At 73.6% G+C, this 16,157-nt stretch carries 12 protein-coding genes; 8 read left to right on the plus strand and 4 right to left on the minus strand.

What is annotated here, in order from left to right; translation table 11 throughout:
• The first annotated feature begins 96 nt into the window (after positions 1-96).
• Positions 97-744: a ScbR family autoregulator-binding transcription factor gene (locus tag ABZ910_RS10505; RefSeq protein ID WP_361361676.1), complete on the plus strand. Its 648-nt coding sequence runs from the start codon at positions 97-99 to the stop codon at positions 742-744.
• A 23-nt stretch (positions 745-767) separates the two neighbouring features.
• Positions 768-1,955 carry a damage-control phosphatase ARMT1 family protein gene (locus ABZ910_RS10510; protein ID WP_361361678.1) on the plus strand — a complete coding sequence of 396 codons (1,188 nt, stop codon included), beginning with the start codon at positions 768-770 and terminating at the stop codon, positions 1,953-1,955.
• 9 nt (positions 1,956-1,964) lie between these two features.
• Here the strand turns inward: ABZ910_RS10510 and ABZ910_RS10515 are convergent, their stop codons facing one another.
• The gene (locus ABZ910_RS10515; RefSeq protein ID WP_361361680.1) at positions 1,965-3,233 is read right to left on the minus strand and encodes a cytochrome P450; all 1,269 of its coding nucleotides are present in this window, start codon (positions 3,231-3,233) and stop codon (positions 1,965-1,967) included.
• A 138-nt stretch (positions 3,234-3,371) separates the two neighbouring features.
• Between ABZ910_RS10515 and cyc2 the strand changes: the two genes are divergently transcribed.
• The 3 genes from cyc2 (at position 3,372) to ABZ910_RS10530 (ending at position 7,866) form a co-directional block, all read left to right on the plus strand.
• Positions 3,372-5,558, plus strand: coding sequence for a germacradienol/geosmin synthase Cyc2 (gene cyc2, locus ABZ910_RS10520; RefSeq protein WP_361361682.1), 2,187 nt, complete (start codon positions 3,372-3,374; stop codon positions 5,556-5,558).
• A gap of 152 nt (positions 5,559-5,710) precedes the next feature.
• Positions 5,711-6,856 (plus strand): aminopeptidase P family protein, encoded by a 1,146-nt coding sequence (locus tag ABZ910_RS10525; RefSeq protein ID WP_361361684.1) that lies wholly within the window; start codon positions 5,711-5,713, stop codon positions 6,854-6,856.
• A 68-nt stretch (positions 6,857-6,924) separates the two neighbouring features.
• Positions 6,925-7,866, plus strand: coding sequence for an aminoglycoside phosphotransferase family protein (locus ABZ910_RS10530; protein WP_361361686.1), 942 nt, complete (start codon positions 6,925-6,927; stop codon positions 7,864-7,866).
• Positions 7,867-7,874: 8 nt separating this feature from the next.
• Here the strand turns inward: ABZ910_RS10530 and treZ are convergent, their stop codons facing one another.
• Complete coding sequence (gene treZ, locus ABZ910_RS10535) at positions 7,875-9,620, minus strand: malto-oligosyltrehalose trehalohydrolase (protein WP_361361688.1); 1,746 nt, start codon at positions 9,618-9,620, stop codon at positions 7,875-7,877.
• Positions 9,621-9,804: 184 nt separating this feature from the next.
• Between treZ and ABZ910_RS10540 the strand changes: the two genes are divergently transcribed.
• The 3 genes from ABZ910_RS10540 (at position 9,805) to ABZ910_RS10550 (ending at position 12,290) form a co-directional block, all read left to right on the plus strand.
• Positions 9,805-10,356 (plus strand): DUF1707 and FHA domain-containing protein, encoded by a 552-nt coding sequence (locus tag ABZ910_RS10540; RefSeq protein WP_361361690.1) that lies wholly within the window; start codon positions 9,805-9,807, stop codon positions 10,354-10,356.
• 147 nt (positions 10,357-10,503) lie between these two features.
• Positions 10,504-11,868 (plus strand): M14 family zinc carboxypeptidase, encoded by a 1,365-nt coding sequence (locus tag ABZ910_RS10545; protein ID WP_361361692.1) that lies wholly within the window; start codon positions 10,504-10,506, stop codon positions 11,866-11,868.
• Positions 11,865-12,290 (plus strand): subtilase-type protease inhibitor, encoded by a 426-nt coding sequence (locus tag ABZ910_RS10550; protein ID WP_361361694.1) that lies wholly within the window; start codon positions 11,865-11,867, stop codon positions 12,288-12,290. Before ABZ910_RS10545 ends, ABZ910_RS10550 begins: the two co-directional genes overlap by 4 nt.
• Positions 12,291-12,348: 58 nt before the next feature.
• On the opposite strand, the gene ABZ910_RS10555 is transcribed toward ABZ910_RS10550, so the two are convergent.
• Positions 12,349-13,599 (minus strand): M14 family zinc carboxypeptidase, encoded by a 1,251-nt coding sequence (locus ABZ910_RS10555; protein ID WP_361361696.1) that lies wholly within the window; start codon positions 13,597-13,599, stop codon positions 12,349-12,351.
• A 112-nt stretch (positions 13,600-13,711) separates the two neighbouring features.
• Positions 13,712-16,102 (minus strand): malto-oligosyltrehalose synthase, encoded by a 2,391-nt coding sequence (gene treY, locus ABZ910_RS10560; RefSeq protein ID WP_361361698.1) that lies wholly within the window; start codon positions 16,100-16,102, stop codon positions 13,712-13,714.
• Positions 16,103-16,157: the final 55 nt, after the last annotated feature.

A 16,157-nucleotide genomic window follows, 5' to 3' on the forward strand; every position in this document is an offset into this window, starting at 1 on the left:
CGGTCACCGCTGCCGCACGGTGAACCACCGTGCGCGGAGGGTGAGAAACAAACGGCACGTCCCGTCCGTTTCCGGCCGCCGAGGAGTACCCAGCCCATGGCGAGGCAGTTACGCGCCGAGCAGACCCGAGCCACGATCATCACCGCAGCCGCCGACCTGTTCGACCGGCAGGGCTACGAGTCCACCAGCCTCAGCGACATCGTCGAACACGCCCAGGTCACCAAGGGGGCGCTGTACTTCCACTTCGCCGCCAAGGAGGATCTGGCGCACGCCATCATGCAACTCCAGTCCAGAGCCGCCGCGCAGGTGGCGAGAGACACGGACAGTCGTGGCTGCTCCGCGCTGGAGTCCCTGATGCGCACCACGTTCGGGATCGCCCGGCTCGCCGTCGAGGGCCCGATCCCGCGCGCCGGACTCCGCCTGGCCACCGCGGACATCGCCGTACGGCCGCCCCTCGCCCACCCCTTCGCCGAATGGCTGGACCTCGCCACCCGCAAACTCCTCGCCGCCGTCCAGGAGTCCGACGTGCACCCGGACCTCGACGTGGACGCCGCCGCCCACGCGCTGGTCTGCTTCTTCGTCGGCGCCCGTGTCGCCGGCCGCTCCCTCGAACCCACCGGCCGACTGCCCCGCAGGGTCGCCGAGATGTGGCACCTGATGATCCGGGGCCTCGTGCCGGTGCCCCGCCGCGCCCGCTATCTGACGCTCGCCTCGCAGCTGGAGCGGGAGATCAGAACCGTCTGACCCCGCGCGATACGGTGACGGACATGCCCGACACCCCAGCTGCACCGTCATCGCCTGTCATCCTCGGCAACGTACCCGGCTCGTTCCCCCACAGCGTGCTGGCCGAGCGGCACCCGGCGATCATCCGGCAGGTCCGGGACGCCTTTCCGTACGGCCCCGAGCAGCATCGCGCGCTCGACGCGCTGCTGCACAGCTGCACCGAGGGCACGATCGAACCGCTCCCGGCCGACGCGCCCGACCGTGACCGCTGGCGGGAGTGGGGCATGGACGCCTGCGCGGGCCGGTCCTGGTTCGACGTGCCCTGGCTGTGGTCGGAGAGCTACTTCTACCGTCAACTCCTCGGCGCGGTCGGCTGGTTCGGTCCCGGGGCATGGCAGGGCATCGACCCCTTCCGCCCCTTCAAGCTGGCCGAACTCGACGCCAAGGAGACCGACGAGGAACTGGCCGCGCTCGACGCGCTCCAGGACCGGACGGAGGACGAGCGGGCCCGGGCCCTGCTGCACGGCTCGCTCTGGGGCAACCGTGCCGACCTCGGCTTCCGTCTCTCCGCGGCGGGCGCCGAGGCGCAGGAGGCCGCCCCGGCACTGGTCGCCGACGACAGCGACATCCTGTGGTCGCTGCTCCCGGCCTCCGGTACGGGCACGCTGTGTCTGGTCGCCGACAACGCGGGCCGCGAGCTCATCCCCGACCTGCTGCTGATCGCCCACCTCCTCGCCGAGGGGCGCGTGGGACGGGCGGTCCTGCACGTGAAGCCGACCCCGTACTACGTCTCCGACGCCACGACCGCCGACGTGGTCGACGCGCTGCGCCGGCTCACCTCGGCGCCGGGCGCGGCCGCGGCGTACGGGCGGCGCCTGTGGTCGGCCATGGCCGACGGGCGGCTCACCGTGCGGGCGCACCCCTTCTCCTGCGCCCCGCTGCCGTACGCGGACATGCCGGACGACCTGCGCGCCGAGTTCGCCGCGGCGGCGCTGACCGTCGTCAAGGGCGACCTCAACTACCGGCGCCTGGTGGGCGACCGGCTGTGGCCGGCGACCACCTCCTTCCAGGAGGCCACCGCCTACTGGCCCGGCCCCGTCGCCTCCCTGCGCACCCTCAAGTCCGATGTGATCACCGGCCTCGACGCGGGCACCGAGGCGGCACTGGTCGCCGCGGAGGGGCAGCGCTGGCGCACCGCGGGCACGCACGCGCTGATCCAGGTGAAGCCGTGAGGGGAGACGTCAAGTCAGCTGCAGGGGAAGCGACTTGATGCCGTTGATGAAGTTCGACACCAGGCGCTCGGCGGGCCCCGCCAGGCGTGGCGCGGGCAGCGCCCGCAGCGCCTCCTCGTACAGCAGCCGCAGCTGAAGCCGGGCGAAGTGGGCGCCCAGGCACACGTGCGGGCCGTCCCCGAAGGACACGTGCGGGTTGGGCATGCGGGAGAGGTCCAGGCGGTCCGGGTCGGCGAAGGCCCGCTCGTCGCGGTTGGCGGAGGCGTGGAAGACCACCACCTTGTCGCCCGCGCGGATGCGCCGCCCGGCCAGCTCGGTGTCCTGCGCGGCGGTACGGCGGAAGGTCAGCACGGGCGGATGCCAGCGCAGCAACTCGTCGACTGCCGTGTCGAGTTGCACCGATCCGTCCCGCAGTCGCTCGTACGCCCGCGGGTGTTCGGCCAGCGTCAGTAGACCGCCCGGGGCCGCGCTGCGTACCGTGTCGTTGCCCGCGACGGTGAGCAGGAAGAAGAACATCTCCAGCTCGGCCTCGGCGAGTTCGGCGTCGTGGGCGAGCGTCGTCATGACGTCGTCGGCCGGGTGGCGCCGTTTGTACGCGGCCAGCTGCCTTGCGTACGCGAACATGTCCCGCAGCATGGCCGGCGAGCGCGGATTGACCGGCCTGCCCTTCCCGTCCCGTACGGCCGGACCGGCCTCGTCCGGGTCCTGGTAGCCGATGACCCGCTGCGTCCAGTGCAGCAGGAGCCGTCGGTCCTCCTCCGGGACGCCGAGCAGATCGGCGAGGTTGAGCAGCGCGTACTCGTCGGTGACGGCGGCGACGACGTCGACCGTGCCATGGCCGGCGGAGGCCGACTCCAGAGCGGCGGTGAACAGCGTGCGCGCCCGCTCGCGCGCGACCGCCGCGAACCGGTCCACGCGCCCCGGCGTGAAGGCACGGCTCACCAGCCGCCTCAATCGCCCGTGCCCGGGCGGATCCTGGTTGAGCATCATGCGCCGGATGAAGGGAAGGTCCGCCGGATCGGGGTCCCGGATCTGGGTCGCGCCGAGGTGGGAGGAGTACGTCGCCGAGTCCTTGAGCACCCGCACCACGTCCGCATGCCGGGTCACCGCCCAGAATCCGGGCCCGGCCGGCCAGCCCAGCACCTCGGACTCCTCCTGCCACGCCACGGGGTGACGGTCGCGCAGGACGCGGTAGTCGGCGTACGGCACCCCGGCGGCGTACCGGCGGGGATCGAAGACGTCGGGGACCGCCTCATCGGGCGGCGCGTACGAGGGCATGCGACCACGGTGGCCGGTGGGCCGCCGCGTCGGCAAGGAGGCGGACGGGTCTTGCGGAAAGGTGCCGCGGTTCACGCGATGGTGTGATCATGTTCCGCCCCGTGGATGGCAGTTGGGGGCCACGGGTAGGGCCGGCCCATGAAGCAGCCGTTCGTACTCCCGCACTTCTACATGCCGTACCCCGCGCGGCTGAACCCGCATCTCGACGAGGCGCGCGCCCACTCGACCGCGTGGGCCCGCGAGATGGGCATGCTGGAGGGCTCCGGGATCTGGGACCGGGCCGACCTCGACGCGCACGACTACGGGCTCCTGTGCGCCTACACCCACCCCGACTGCGACGGACCCGCCCTCTCGCTGATCACCGACTGGTACGTGTGGGTGTTCTTCTTCGACGACCACTTCCTGGAGAAGTACAAGCGCACCCAGGACCGCGCCGGAGGCAAGGCGCATCTGGACCGGCTGCCGCTGTTCATGTCGCTCGACCTCTCCACGCCCGTACCGGAGCCGGAGAACCCCGTCGAGGCGGGCCTCGCCGACCTGTGGGCGCGCACGGTGCCGAGGATGTCCGCCGACTGGCGCCGGCGGTTCGCCGTCGCGACCGAGCATCTGCTCAACGAGTCGATGTGGGAGCTGTCCAACATCGACGAGGGGCGGATCGCCAACCCGGTCGAGTACATCGAGATGCGCCGCAAGGTGGGCGGCGCTCCCTGGTCGGCGGGGCTCGTGGAGTACGCGAACGCCGAAGTGCCCGCGCGCGTGGCCGGGTCGAGGCCGCTCAGGGTGCTCATGGAGACCTTCGCCGACGCCGTGCACCTGCGCAACGACCTGTTCTCCTACCAGCGGGAGGTGGAGGACGAGGGCGAACTCAGCAACGGCGTACTCGCGTTGGAGAGCTTCTTCGGCTGCACCACCCAGGAGGCCGCCGACACCGTCAACGACATCCTCACCTCGCGCCTCCACCAGTTCGAGCACACCGCGCTCACCGAAGTGCCCGCGCTCGCCCTGGAGAAGGGGCTCACAGCGGGCGAGGTCGCGGCGGTGGCGGCCTACACGAAGGGGCTGCAGGACTGGCAGTCCGGCGGCCACGAGTGGCACCTGCGCTCCAGCCGCTACATGAACGAGGGCGCGGCACCGGACGCCTCGTGGCCCCGGCTGACCGCACCCGGCACCTCCGCCGCCGACGTCGGCGCCCTGCTCGCGTCGGCCGCCGCCGAACGCTTGCGCGCGTACTCCCATGTGCCCTTCGAGCAGGTGGGCCCGTCCCTGATCCCCGACCTCTACATGCCCTACCGGGTGGAGCTCTCCCCGGAGTCGGACGCCGCCCGCCCCCGCCTCACCGTCTGGATGCACCGAATGGGGCTGCTCCAGGAGGGCGTCTGGGACGAGGACAAGCTCACCGCCTACGACTTCCCGCTCTGCGCGGCGGGCATGGACCCGGACGCCACTCCCGAGGCCCTGGACCTCACCTCGCAGTGGCTGGCCTGGGGGACGTACGCCGACGACTACTACCCGCTCGTGTTCGGCCACCGGCGCGACCTGGCGGGCGCGAAGCCGGCCCTGGCACGCCTGTCGGCCTGCATGCCGCTCAACGGCGAGCCGGTCCCCGCCCCGGCGGGCGGCATCGAGCGCGGACTCACCGACCTCTGGGCCCGTACGACGGCGGAGATGACCCCCGATCAGCGATGCACCCTGAAGCGGTCGATCGAGGTGATGACCGAGAGCTGGTTGTGGGAGCTGTCCAACCAGCTGCAGAACCGCATCCCCGACCCGATCGACTACCTGGAGATGCGCCGTGCGACCTTCGGTTCCGATCTCACCCTGAGCCTGTGCCGTATGGGCCGGGACCCCGCGATCCCGGCGGAGGTGTACCGCAGCGGGCCCGTGTGCTCCCTGGAGAACGCCGCCGTCGACTACGGGTGCCTGGTCAACGACGTCTTCTCCTACCAGAAGGAGATCGAGTACGAGGGCGAGATGCACAACGCCGTCCTCGTCGTGCAGAACTTCTTCGGCATCGACTACCCGACCGCACTCGGCGTCGTCCACGACCTGACGACCCAGCGCATGCAGCAGTTCGAGCACGTCCGCGCGCGCGAACTCCCAGTCATGTACGGGGACTTCGAGCTCACGGACGAGACTCGCGCCGCCGTGGAGGGCTACGTGGCCGACCTGCAGAACTGGATGGCGGCCATTCTCCACTGGCACCGGCAGGTCGCCCGCTACAAGGCCGACTACCTGGCCCGCCGGACCCACGGTTTCGTGCCGGACCACGCGTCCGCATCACCGGCCGGCGACCTCAGGCCACTCGGCTCCCCGCTCCCCGGCTGACACCCCGGACGATCAGTCGACCGTCGTGCCCGGTGCCCTCGTCCGACCCGCGGGACCGAGGAGCCGTAATCGGCTCGCGTTGCCCTCCGTGTCCCGGCAGGATGCTGCGCGCAGGCCTTTGTCCCGCTCCCGCACGCGCCCTCGGAGGTCCGATGACCGGTACCGCGCCCCTGGCCGGTGGTACGCCCGCCCCCTTCACCGCCGACGACTACCGGGTCCGCATGGAGCGCGCGGCGCGCTCCGCCGCGGACGCCGGGCTGGCGGGGCTGGTGGTGGCTCCCGGGCCCGACATGGTGTGGCTCACCGGCTACACGCCGCCCGCCGACACCGAACGGCTCACCGCGCTGGTCCTCGTGCCCGGGCAGCAGCCGGTGCTCGTCGTGCCCACGCTGGAGGCGCCGGACGCGCGGAAGGCGGCCGGAGCCCCCGGCATGTCGCTGCGTGACTGGACCGACGGCGTCGACCCGTACGCCGTCGCCGCCGGTCTCGTCGGTGGCGACGGGCGGTTCGGCATCAGCGACAACGCCTGGGCGATGCACCTGCTCGGCCTGCAGAAGGTGCTGCCGGAAGCCTGCTTCGCCTCCCTCACCGACGCCCTGCCGATGCTGCGCGCCGTGAAGGACGCGGCGGAACTGGAGCTCCTCGCGGCAGCGGGCGCGGCCGCGGACCAGGCGTTCGAGGAGATCCGGAAGGTTCCCTTCGCCGGGCGTCGCGAGTCCGACATCGGGCGCGACCTCGCCGATCTGCTGCTGCGCTTCGGGCACTCCCAGGTCGACTTCACCGTCGTCGGCTCCGGACCCAACGGTGCCGACCCGCACCACGAGGTCGGCGACCGCGTCATCCAGCGCGGCGACATGGTCGTCCTCGACTTCGGCGGTCTCAAGGACGGCTACGGCTCCGACACCACCCGCACCGTGCACGTGGGCGAGCCGACCGACGAGGAGCGCCGGGTCCACGACATCGTGCGAGCGGCCCAGGAGGCGGGCTTCCGGGCGGTACGGCCCGGCGTCGCCTGCCAGGAGGTCGACCGCGCCGCCCGCGCGGTGATCGACGACGCGGGGTACGGGGAGTACTTCATCCACCGCACCGGCCACGGCATCGGCGTCACGACGCACGAGCCGCCGTACATGATCGAGGGCGAGGAGCAGCTCCTCGTGCCCGGCATGTGCTTCTCCGTGGAGCCCGGCATCTACCTGCCCGGCCGCTTCGGGGTGCGCATCGAGGACATCGTCACGGTGGCCGAGGACGGTGGCCGCCGCCTCAACAACACCACCCGCGAGATGGTGATAGTGGACTGAGCGCACTTCGCAGGCGTTATATAGGAGACTTATCCTCGCCAACACCCCTGAACGAACACGGCTCGATCATGACCCAGGCACCGACTCCCACCGCGGACACCGTCCGCCGACTGGTCCGCTCGCTGCTCAAGGACGGCGCGGACGCGGACTCCGCGCCCGACGTGCGGCCCGTCGTAGAGGGCGAGCACTCCACCTGGTGGGTCGGTGCCCGCCATGTGCTGCGCCTGGCCCCCGACCGGGACGCCACGCTGCGGCAGCGCCGCGAGCTGCGTCTGCGCGAGCTGGTGCGCCCGCACGTGCCCGTCGCCGTCCCGGCGAGCGTGGCGCACGGCGAGTGGGCGCCGGGGCTGAGCTACACGCTCGACGCGCTGGTGCCCGGCGGTACGGGCGCCGAACACGATGTCTCGGCCCTGGGCGAGGCCGATCTGGCCGGGCTGCTCACCGGCCTGCGCGAGGTGCCCGTACGGCAGGCGGAGACGCTCGGCGTGCCGCGCGCGGCCCCGCGCTCGCTGGAGGCGCTGCGCCGCATGGCCGTGCCCGCCGCCGAACACCTGGGCGCCGCCGACGAGTTCGACCCCGCCCGGCTCCAGCAGCTGACCCCGGCAGGCGCGGCCCAGCTCGCCGCCCAGTCCGGTACGGCGGTCCTGGTGCACCACGACCTCAAGGGCGAGCACGTCGTGGTGAGCGCAGACGGGCGGGTGCGCGGCGTCCTCGGCTGGAGCGACGCGGCCGTCGGCGACCCCGCCGAGGACATCGCCGGGCTCGCCCTCGCCGTCGGCTCCGGCGCCGCCGTCCGTGCCGCCACGCTCGCCGGGTACGGCCCCCGCCCCTGCCTGCGCGGTCTGTGGCTGGCCCGGTGCGACACCGTCATCCGCCTCACGGACTGCCTCGACGGCCGCGACGCGGGTCCCCTGCCGCTCCTCAGGAGCCGGCTGCGCCGTGTCTGGGAGGCGATCATGCTGGAGCGGGTGACGGAGCTCAAGGACGACGGGACGAACGAGGAGTTGTAGCGTCCGCCTCAGCTCTGGGCCAGCACCACGCACGACTCGCCCGGCACGTACAGCAGCCCGTCCGCGCCGGGCGGCTCGACCGGCTCCCAGGCGGCGAGGACCTCGGCCCGGCGCGTGCCCAGCGGGATCGCCGCGCGCTCCTTGCCGAGGTTCACCGCCACGCGCACGTCCCCGCGCCGGAAGGCGAGCCAGCGCGCCTCCTCGTCGTACGCCACCTTGATGTCGGCGAGACCGGGGTCGGTGAGGTCCGGCTGCTCCGTGCGCAGGGCGATGAGCCGGCGGTACCAGTCCAGCACGCGCGCGTGCGGGTCGCGTTCGGGCTCCGTCCAGTCCAGGCAGGAGCGGTCGCGGGTCGCCGGGTCCTGCGGGTCGGGCACGTCCTCCTCGGCCCAGCCGTGCGCCGCGAACTCCCGTCGCCTTCCCTGCCGTACGGCCGCCGCGAGCTCCGGGTCCGTGTGGTCGGTGAAGAACTGCCAGGGGGTGCCCGCCGCCCACTCCTCGCCCATGAACAGCATCGGCGTGAACGGCCCGGTCAGGGTGAGCGCCGCCGCGCAGGCCAGCAGACCGGGGGAGAGGGACGCCGAAAGCCGGTCCCCCTGGGCGCGGTTGCCGATCTGGTCGTGGGTCTGGCTGTAGCCGAGCAGCCGGTGTCCGGCGACCCGCGCGCGGTTCAGCGGGCGGCCGTGCCTGCGGCCCCGGAAGCCCGAGTACGTGCCGTCGTGGAAGTAGCCGCCGGTCAGCGTCTTGGCGAGGGCGGCGAGGGGGGCGTGCGCGAAGTCGGCGTAGTAGCCCTGGGACTCGCCCGTCAGCGCGGTGTGCAGGGCGTGATGGAAGTCGTCGTTCCAACTCGCGTGCAGGCCGAGGCCGTGCTCCGCGCGCGGCGTGATGATCCGCGGGTCGTTGAGGTCGGACTCGGCGATCAGGAACAGCGGCCGGCCCAGCTCGGCGGCGAGTCCCTCCACGGCCGTCGACAGCTCCTCCAGGAAGGGGTACGCGCGCGTGTCGCGCAGCGCGTGCACCGCGTCCAGCCGCAGCCCGTCGAGCCGGTAGTCGCGCAGCCAGGCCAGCGCGCTGTCCACGAGATACGCCCGCACCTCGTCCGAACCGGGCGCGTCCAGGTTGACGGCCGAGCCCCAGGGGGTCTGGTGCGTCTGCGTGAAGTACGGACCGTACGCCGGCAGGTGGTTGCCCGACGGACCCAGGTGGTTGTGGACCACGTCCAGGACGACGCCCAGGCCGAGTTCGTGCGCCCGGTCGACGAACCGCTTCAGCGCGTCGGGGCCGCCGTACGGCTCGTGCACCGCCCACGGGGACACCCCCTCGTACCCCCATCCGTGCCGCCCAGGGAAGGGGGTCAGGGGCATCAACTCCACGTGGGTGACGCCTAGTTCGGCCAGATGCTCCAGCCGCTGCGCGGCCGCGTCCAGGGTGCCCTCGGGGGTGTACGTCCCCACGTGCAGCTCGTACAGCACGGCGCCCGGCAGCGGACGCCCCTCCCACGCCGTACGCCATGCGTACCGCCCCTGGTCCACGACCGCGCTCGGCCCCTCGGGTCCGTCCGGCTGGCGGCGCGAGCGCGGGTCGGGCAGCGCCGGACCGTCGTCCAGCGCGAATCCGTACCGCGAGCCGTCCGCCGCGTCCGCCTCGCCGCTCCACCACCCGGGCCGGTCGGGATCGCGCTCCAACGCGCGCGTGGCGCCGTCGCAATGGAGCGTCACGCGGTCTGCCTGCGGTGCCCACACCTCGAACTGCACGGACGGTTCCCCTTCGTCTGCTCACCGTGATGTAGCCAGTCCATCGTGCCGTGCGCGAGATCGATCCGCTTTTGAATCCCGCCTTTTCGGGCGGGTGTCGCGGGAAGTACGCGCGCGTGGCGGCCGTTTCCACGTCGCAGGAAGACGCTGGACAGCCAGGGGTGACTGGCCGACAATCACGAACGTGACGTCGTCCTTCGAGATGCATCCCTCTCCCGCGCGGCTGTCCGACGCGGAGCGCGACAAGGCGCTGCGGGTGCTGCGCGACGGCGTCGTCATGGGCCGTCTCTCGCACGACACGTTCGTGCGGCGCATGGAACTGGCCCTCGCCGCACGCCGGTCCGACGAACTCGCCGTGCTCACCGCCGACCTGCCGAACGAGAACCGCGTCTCGCGCGTCTTCTTCGGCACCGTCGAGGCGGTCTCCGGCTTCCCGGGCCGCCTGCGCGCCGCCTGGCAGGCCGAACGCCTGCCCAAGCTGCTGCTGCCCCACCCGGCCGCCGCCCACCCGCTGCGCATCGGCCGGGATCCGGGCAACGGGCTGCGGCTGAACCACGACACGGTGTCCCGCGTGCACGCCGAACTCAGCCACCAGAGCGGTATGTGGGTGCTGAGAGACCTCGGCTCGACGAACGGCACGACCGTGAACGGGCGCCGCGTCATCACCGCCGCCGTGGTCCGCGAGGGCGACCGGGTCGGCTTCGGGCGGATCGCCTTCCGGCTCTCGGCGAACTGAACGGCGCCCGGCCAACCGGCCACGCCTGTCGCGACGTTGCGCGTGCGGTGGCCGAAAAGGCGGTGCCCGTCGTGGTGTTGACGTACCCCTGAAGTCGTGACTCACTGTGCCTACACCATGCCCCCCAGGTGAACCGACGGCCTCACCTTGTGGAGGTGTGCCCTGCCGCTCCTGCGCTACCCGACCGTGGACGAGCTGGGCGTTCGCGCGGCCGAGCTCGTCGCCCGGCGCCCCGTGGACGCCCGGCTGCGCCGGATCGGGGCCTCGCGCGCGGGCTCGCCGCTGTGGCTGCTTTCGATCGGTCACGGCAGCCGTCACGTCCTCGTCGTCGCCGGCCCGCACGCCAACGAGCCGGTCGGCGGCGCCACCGCCCTGAACCTGGCCGAGCGCGCTCTCGCCGACTCCCGGCTCACCGAGGGCGCCGACGCCACCTGGAACCTGCTGCTGTGCCTCGACCCCGACGGCTCCCGCCGCAACGAGGGCTGGCTCGGCGGCCCGTACACCCTGGGCCACTACTTCCGGAACTTCTTCCGGCCCGGCTTCCTGGAGCAGCCCGAGTGGCTGCCCGACGGCGCGGCCGCGGCCGCACTGCCCGAGACCCGCGCCCTGCTGGAAGTGCAGGACGAGCTGCGGCCCTTCCTGCAGTGCTCGCTGCACGGCGTCGACATCGGGGGCGGCTTCGTGGAGCTCACCCGCGACCTGCCAGGACTCGCCCAGCGCCTCGCGCACACCGCGACCCGCCTCGGCATCCCCCGCGAACTCGGCGCGTACGACGCCCTGTACTGGCCCCCGTTGGGCCCGGCCGTGTACCGGATCCCGGCGCCGCGCCGCGGAGACGCGGTCGAGGCCATCACCGAGGCCGCCGTCGAGTCCACCTGGTTCCACCCGCAGCGGCACGGCACGGTCACCGCGATCGTCGAGGCGCCCATGTGGGGTGCGGCCGCCGTGGCCGACGGCTCGCCGCCCATCGACCGGGACGCGGTCCTGCGCGGCGTCAGCCGCACCCTGCGCCACGACGCACGCCTCCTGGAAGGCATCCTCGCCCGGATCAGGCCACGGCTCTCCACCGTGCCCGACACGACGAGCGTCCTCGCGGCCGTCGGCGACTACCTGCTGGTCTGCCCGGATCTCGCCGACACCTGGGACCCCGACACCGAGGACGGCAGGGGCCGCCCGCTCCCGCCGCTCAGCGCCGCCCACCTGGCCGCGCTGCGCATCGCGGGGCGCCGCCTTGCCCTGCGCACGGCCGGACTGCTGCACCGGCTCGCGCGCGACACCGGAGACGACGCGGCCGGTGTCCTGCCGGAGCTGGACCGGCTCATCGACGCGCGGTGCGACGAATACGACAACGGCTGTGGAGCGCGCTGGATCTCGGTCGGCCGTCAGGTCGAGTACCAGACGCGGGTGGTGCTCAGCGTGTTCGAACTGGCGGGCCGCTACGCGCGCGTGCGCTCCCGTTCGGGTGAGCCGGGGTGGGGTGCGGAGGCCGCCGTGCCGATGCATCGGGAATGACGCACACCATCACAGCGACGGCCGTACGCGGCGCTCTGCTCGCGGCGGCCGCCCTCCTGGCCGTCGGCCCTGCTCCGGCCGCCCACGCGGCAACGCCCGCGCAGTTCCCGGGCACGTGGCTCGACCTCACCGTCACCCGCGGCGAGACCGTGTCCGGCGACGCGCGCGGCACCCTGCTGACGTGCTTGCCGCCCCAGGGCCACCCGCACGCGGCCAAGGCCTGCGCCGAACTCGATGCGGCGCACGGCGACATCGGCGCCCTCCCGCCGAACCACGACGTCCTGTGCCCGATGATCTACGCCCCGGTGACCGTCCAGGCGTACGGGGTGTGGCAGGGGCGGCCGGTCGCGTTCCGGCACACGTTCTCGAACGCGTGTGAGATGGCCGCGCGGACGGGGGCGGTCTTCGCGCTCGACGCCTGAGGGGCCGGCGACGGGCGCCGCGCGCTCGTGGTGCGCGACGCGCTGCTGTGCGGACACCTCAAGCGGCCCGCTCCCGCGCGTGCAGGGCCGCCGCGAGCACCGTCCGGGACTGGTGCTCGACCTGGTGCTCCAGGGGGACCCAGCGGGCGCGGAAGCGGTCCGCGAAGGCCCCGCACCAGGAGGTGACGAGCTGTTCGAGCCGGGGCGCCGCGCTGTCGTCGGCCTCGCGCAGGACCCGCAGCAGCATCGCGGCCGCCCGCAGCGGCAGGCGCCGCCCGAAGGCGTCCACGCTGCCGACGTACGCCATCGTGGTCTGGGCGGGCGGGGTGTGGATCCAGTCGGCGGCCAGTCCGGGGATCAGCCCCAGCGCCCACTCGGCCGCCCGCAGCAGCGGTCCCTCGGCGCCGTCCAGCCGGGGGAGCGCCTCCCTGAGGATGAGGTCCACCTCCAGGGCGTCCCGCTGCAGCCGGCCGGCCAGACGCCGCATCGCCGCCGCCGGGGCGGGATGCGGCGCCGGGTCGTCGACCAGGTCGCTGGCCCACATCGGCACCTCCACCACCGCCGTCAGGCCGCCGTACCGGTGCGTGTGGTACCAGGTGCTGTGCCGCGCGTCGTCCGGCATGCTCGGGTAGGCGGCCTCCGAGTCGGGCCCCGGCATCACGTGCACCCCGGGGCCGGAGGCGGGCCAGGCCGCCGCGTCCGAGGCGCCCGCCTCCACCGGTATGTGCAGCTCCGCCGCGGACTTGGCGAACGGCTCTGCGAGGCCCGGCACGTCCCGCGTCAACTGCACCCAGCTGCCGCCCAGGTCGGTCCCGTGCAGCGTCACCTGGAGGTAGGGCCGCAGCTCGTCGATCACCGCGGTCAGGGCCCGTGTCTCGGGCGGCAGCCGGTCGGGCGGCAGCAGCGACGGCGACCACTCCGGCTGCTCGGGCCCGGCGGGCCGGTAGAAGCCGAGGTGGTAGTCGAGCAGGCTGCGCGGTGCCGGGGTCACATGGAGGCTCGCCCCGTCGGGGTCCGCGCACAGCAGGAAGTGCCAGGAGGTGCCGGCCCGCAGCTCCCGCTCGCGCAGGACGCGCTCGGCCAGCGCGAGGAGGGTGGAGCCGCCGGTCGGCTCGTTGGCGTGGGCGCCCGCCACCACCAGCACGGTCCGGCGGGCGTGGCCCACGGACAGCAGGTGCAGGGGTCTGCCCCCGCGGGAGACTCCCACCTGCCGCAGGGTGCACAGGGCGGGCCGGTGTGCGGCCAACGCCCTGGCGGACGCGACCAGTTCGGGAACGGTGAGGTAACGCAGCTCCGGCAGGAGACTCACCCCCCCGACGTGTCCGTCCGGCTCCGCTGTCCCCAGTGCCGCATGACAGTAGCTGAACTGTCAAGGACAGTACGGGGGGCGCCAGGGGTGACGCTCCGGCGGGAGGGTGCGCTCACTCCTCCCCGTCGTCGCCGGCCCGCTCCAGCAAGGCCACCGGCAGCCGGTCGAACAACTCGGCCACGCGCGCGTGCCCGGTGAACTCGCGCTCCGGAGCCAGCAGATCGGCCCACCGTCCTGGCGGCAGCGGCAGCCGGGTGTCGCGCCAGCCGCCCGCCTCCGCCAGCCGCAGCGACAGCCGGGTCACGGCCGTGACCACCTCGCCGGAGCGCGCGAACGCCACGCAGTGCGCCGCCGCCGGGCCCTCGGCGGTCAGCGGCTCGTACGTCCCCGCCTCCCCGAAGGCGTCCGGCCGCCGCGCGCGCAGCCCCAGCGCCGCCGCCGTCAGCGCGGCCTTCCCGCCCGGGTCCGCGGGCGGGAAGCGCACCGGCCGCCGGTTGTCCGGGTCCACCAGCGCCCGGTACTCGTCCTCCGTGCCCTGGTACAGATCGGGCACCCCGGGCATCGTCAGATGGACCAGGGCCGTCCCGAGGACGTTCGCCCGGACGTGCGCCGCCAGCGCGTCCCGGAAGGCGGCCACATGCGCACCTGTCACCCCGCACGGGCCCCTCGCCACGAACTCCGCGACCGCCTCCTCGTACGGCGGCTCCTGCTCGGTCCAGCTCGTGTACAGGCCCGCCTCGCGCACGTGCTTCAACAAGGCCTGCCCGACGCGCTCGGCCCCGCCCTCCGCCGGGCCGAGCCCGAACACCGTCTGCCAGGCAGCCCACGCCAGCTGTGCGTCCGGCACGCCCTCCTCGTCGCGGGTCACCTCGGCGAGCACCTCCGCCCAGCGCTCCGGGCACTCGGTGAGCACGGCCAGCGCCGCGCGCACATCGGCGCTGCGCTTGGTGTCGTGCGTCGTCACCACGGTCCCGGTGGCCGGCCAGTCGCGCTGCACACGCGCGCAGTACGCGTGGAAGTCCTCCGGGGACACGGCCGGGCGCCCCGGATCCCCGCCCACCTCGGTGGCCGACAGCAGCGGCACATAGCGGTAGAACGCCGTGTCCTCCACGGACTTGGCGCGCAGCGCCGAGGCGGTCTGCGCGAACCGCTCGCGGAACTCGATGAGTTCGGGCGCGTCAGGGGCGTCCGGCGCCGCGCCGTGCGACGTACCGAGCAGCAGGTCGCGTACGGCGTCGACCGCCTCCCCCTCCTCGGGCACGAGGAAGGCGAGCCGGGCCTCGCGGGCGGCCTCCTGCGTGACCACGGAGGCCGTGTCGGTGGAGGTGTACGGCCGGTACACGCGCATCCGCACCAGCAGTTCCCGCAGCGCGGTGTGCAGCGCCCAGGGCGCGCGGTCGCGGTGGGCCGGGTCCGGCGACGCGGCGCACGCGCGGCTCGCCGCCCGGGTCAGCCGGTCCATCTCGGCGGCCAGCTCGTGTGTGAGCACCCTGTACGCGGCCCGGCGCGCCGTGGCCGCCCAGTCACCGCCCCGGTCCGTCTGCGGGGCCGCGAACCGCCGGTAGCGCGCGAGCAGTTCACCGGCGCCGGCGGGGTCCGTGAACAGCCCGTCGACGTGCCGGAGGGCGTCGTAACCGGTGGTGCCCGCGACCGGCCACGACGCCGGGAGCCGCTCCCCGTCGGCCAGGATCTTCTCGACGACGGTCCAGCGCCCGCCGGTCGCCTCGTGCAGCCTCCGGAGGTAGCCGTCGGGGTCGGCGAGGCCGTCGGGGTGGTCGACGCGCAGCCCGTCGAGCACCCCCTCGCGCAACAGCCGGAGGATCGTGGCGTGGGTGGCGTCGAAGACCTCCGGGTCCTCCACCCGTACCCCGATGAGCTCCGAAATGCTGAAGAAACGCCGGTAGTTGAGCTCGGTGCGGGCCAGCCGCCACCACGCCGGCCGGTACCACTGGGCATCGAGCAGCTGCGGCAGCGGCAGCTCCTCGGTGCCCTCCCGGAGCGGGAAGACGTGGTCGTGGTAGCGCAGCACGTCGCCGTCGGCCACCAGGTGGCCGAGCTCCTCGCCCACCGGCCCGCCGAGCACGGGCAGCAGCAACTGCCCGCCCTGCGCCGCCCAGTCGATGTCGAACCAGCGCGCGTACGGCGACTTCGGGCCCTCCCGCAGCACCTCCCACAGGGCGCGGTTGTGGCGCGGGGTCATGGCCATGTGGTTCGGCACGATGTCGGCCACCAGGCCCAGACCGTGCCCCCTCGCGGTGTGCGCGAGGGCGCGCAGGCCCTCCTCGCCGCCCAGCTCGCCGCGCACGCGCGCGTGGTCCACGACGTCGTAGCCGTGCGCCGAGCCCGGCACCGCCTCCAGCACGGGGGACAGATGCAGATGGGAGACGCCGAGCGACGCCAGGTACGGCACGGCGACCGCGGCGGCCGCGAACGGGAAGTCGGGCTGCAGCTGGAGCCGGTAGGTGGCCGTCGGCGTCCTGGGGTCGGGTCGCTCAGATGTCATGCAGACCTACGTACCCGTCCCGCCACGTTTCGTGACATCGGCGCCCCCCGGCCGG

The organism is Streptomyces sp. NPDC046805 (assembly GCF_040645355.1).
Lineage (GTDB): Bacteria > Actinomycetota > Actinomycetes > Streptomycetales > Streptomycetaceae > Streptomyces.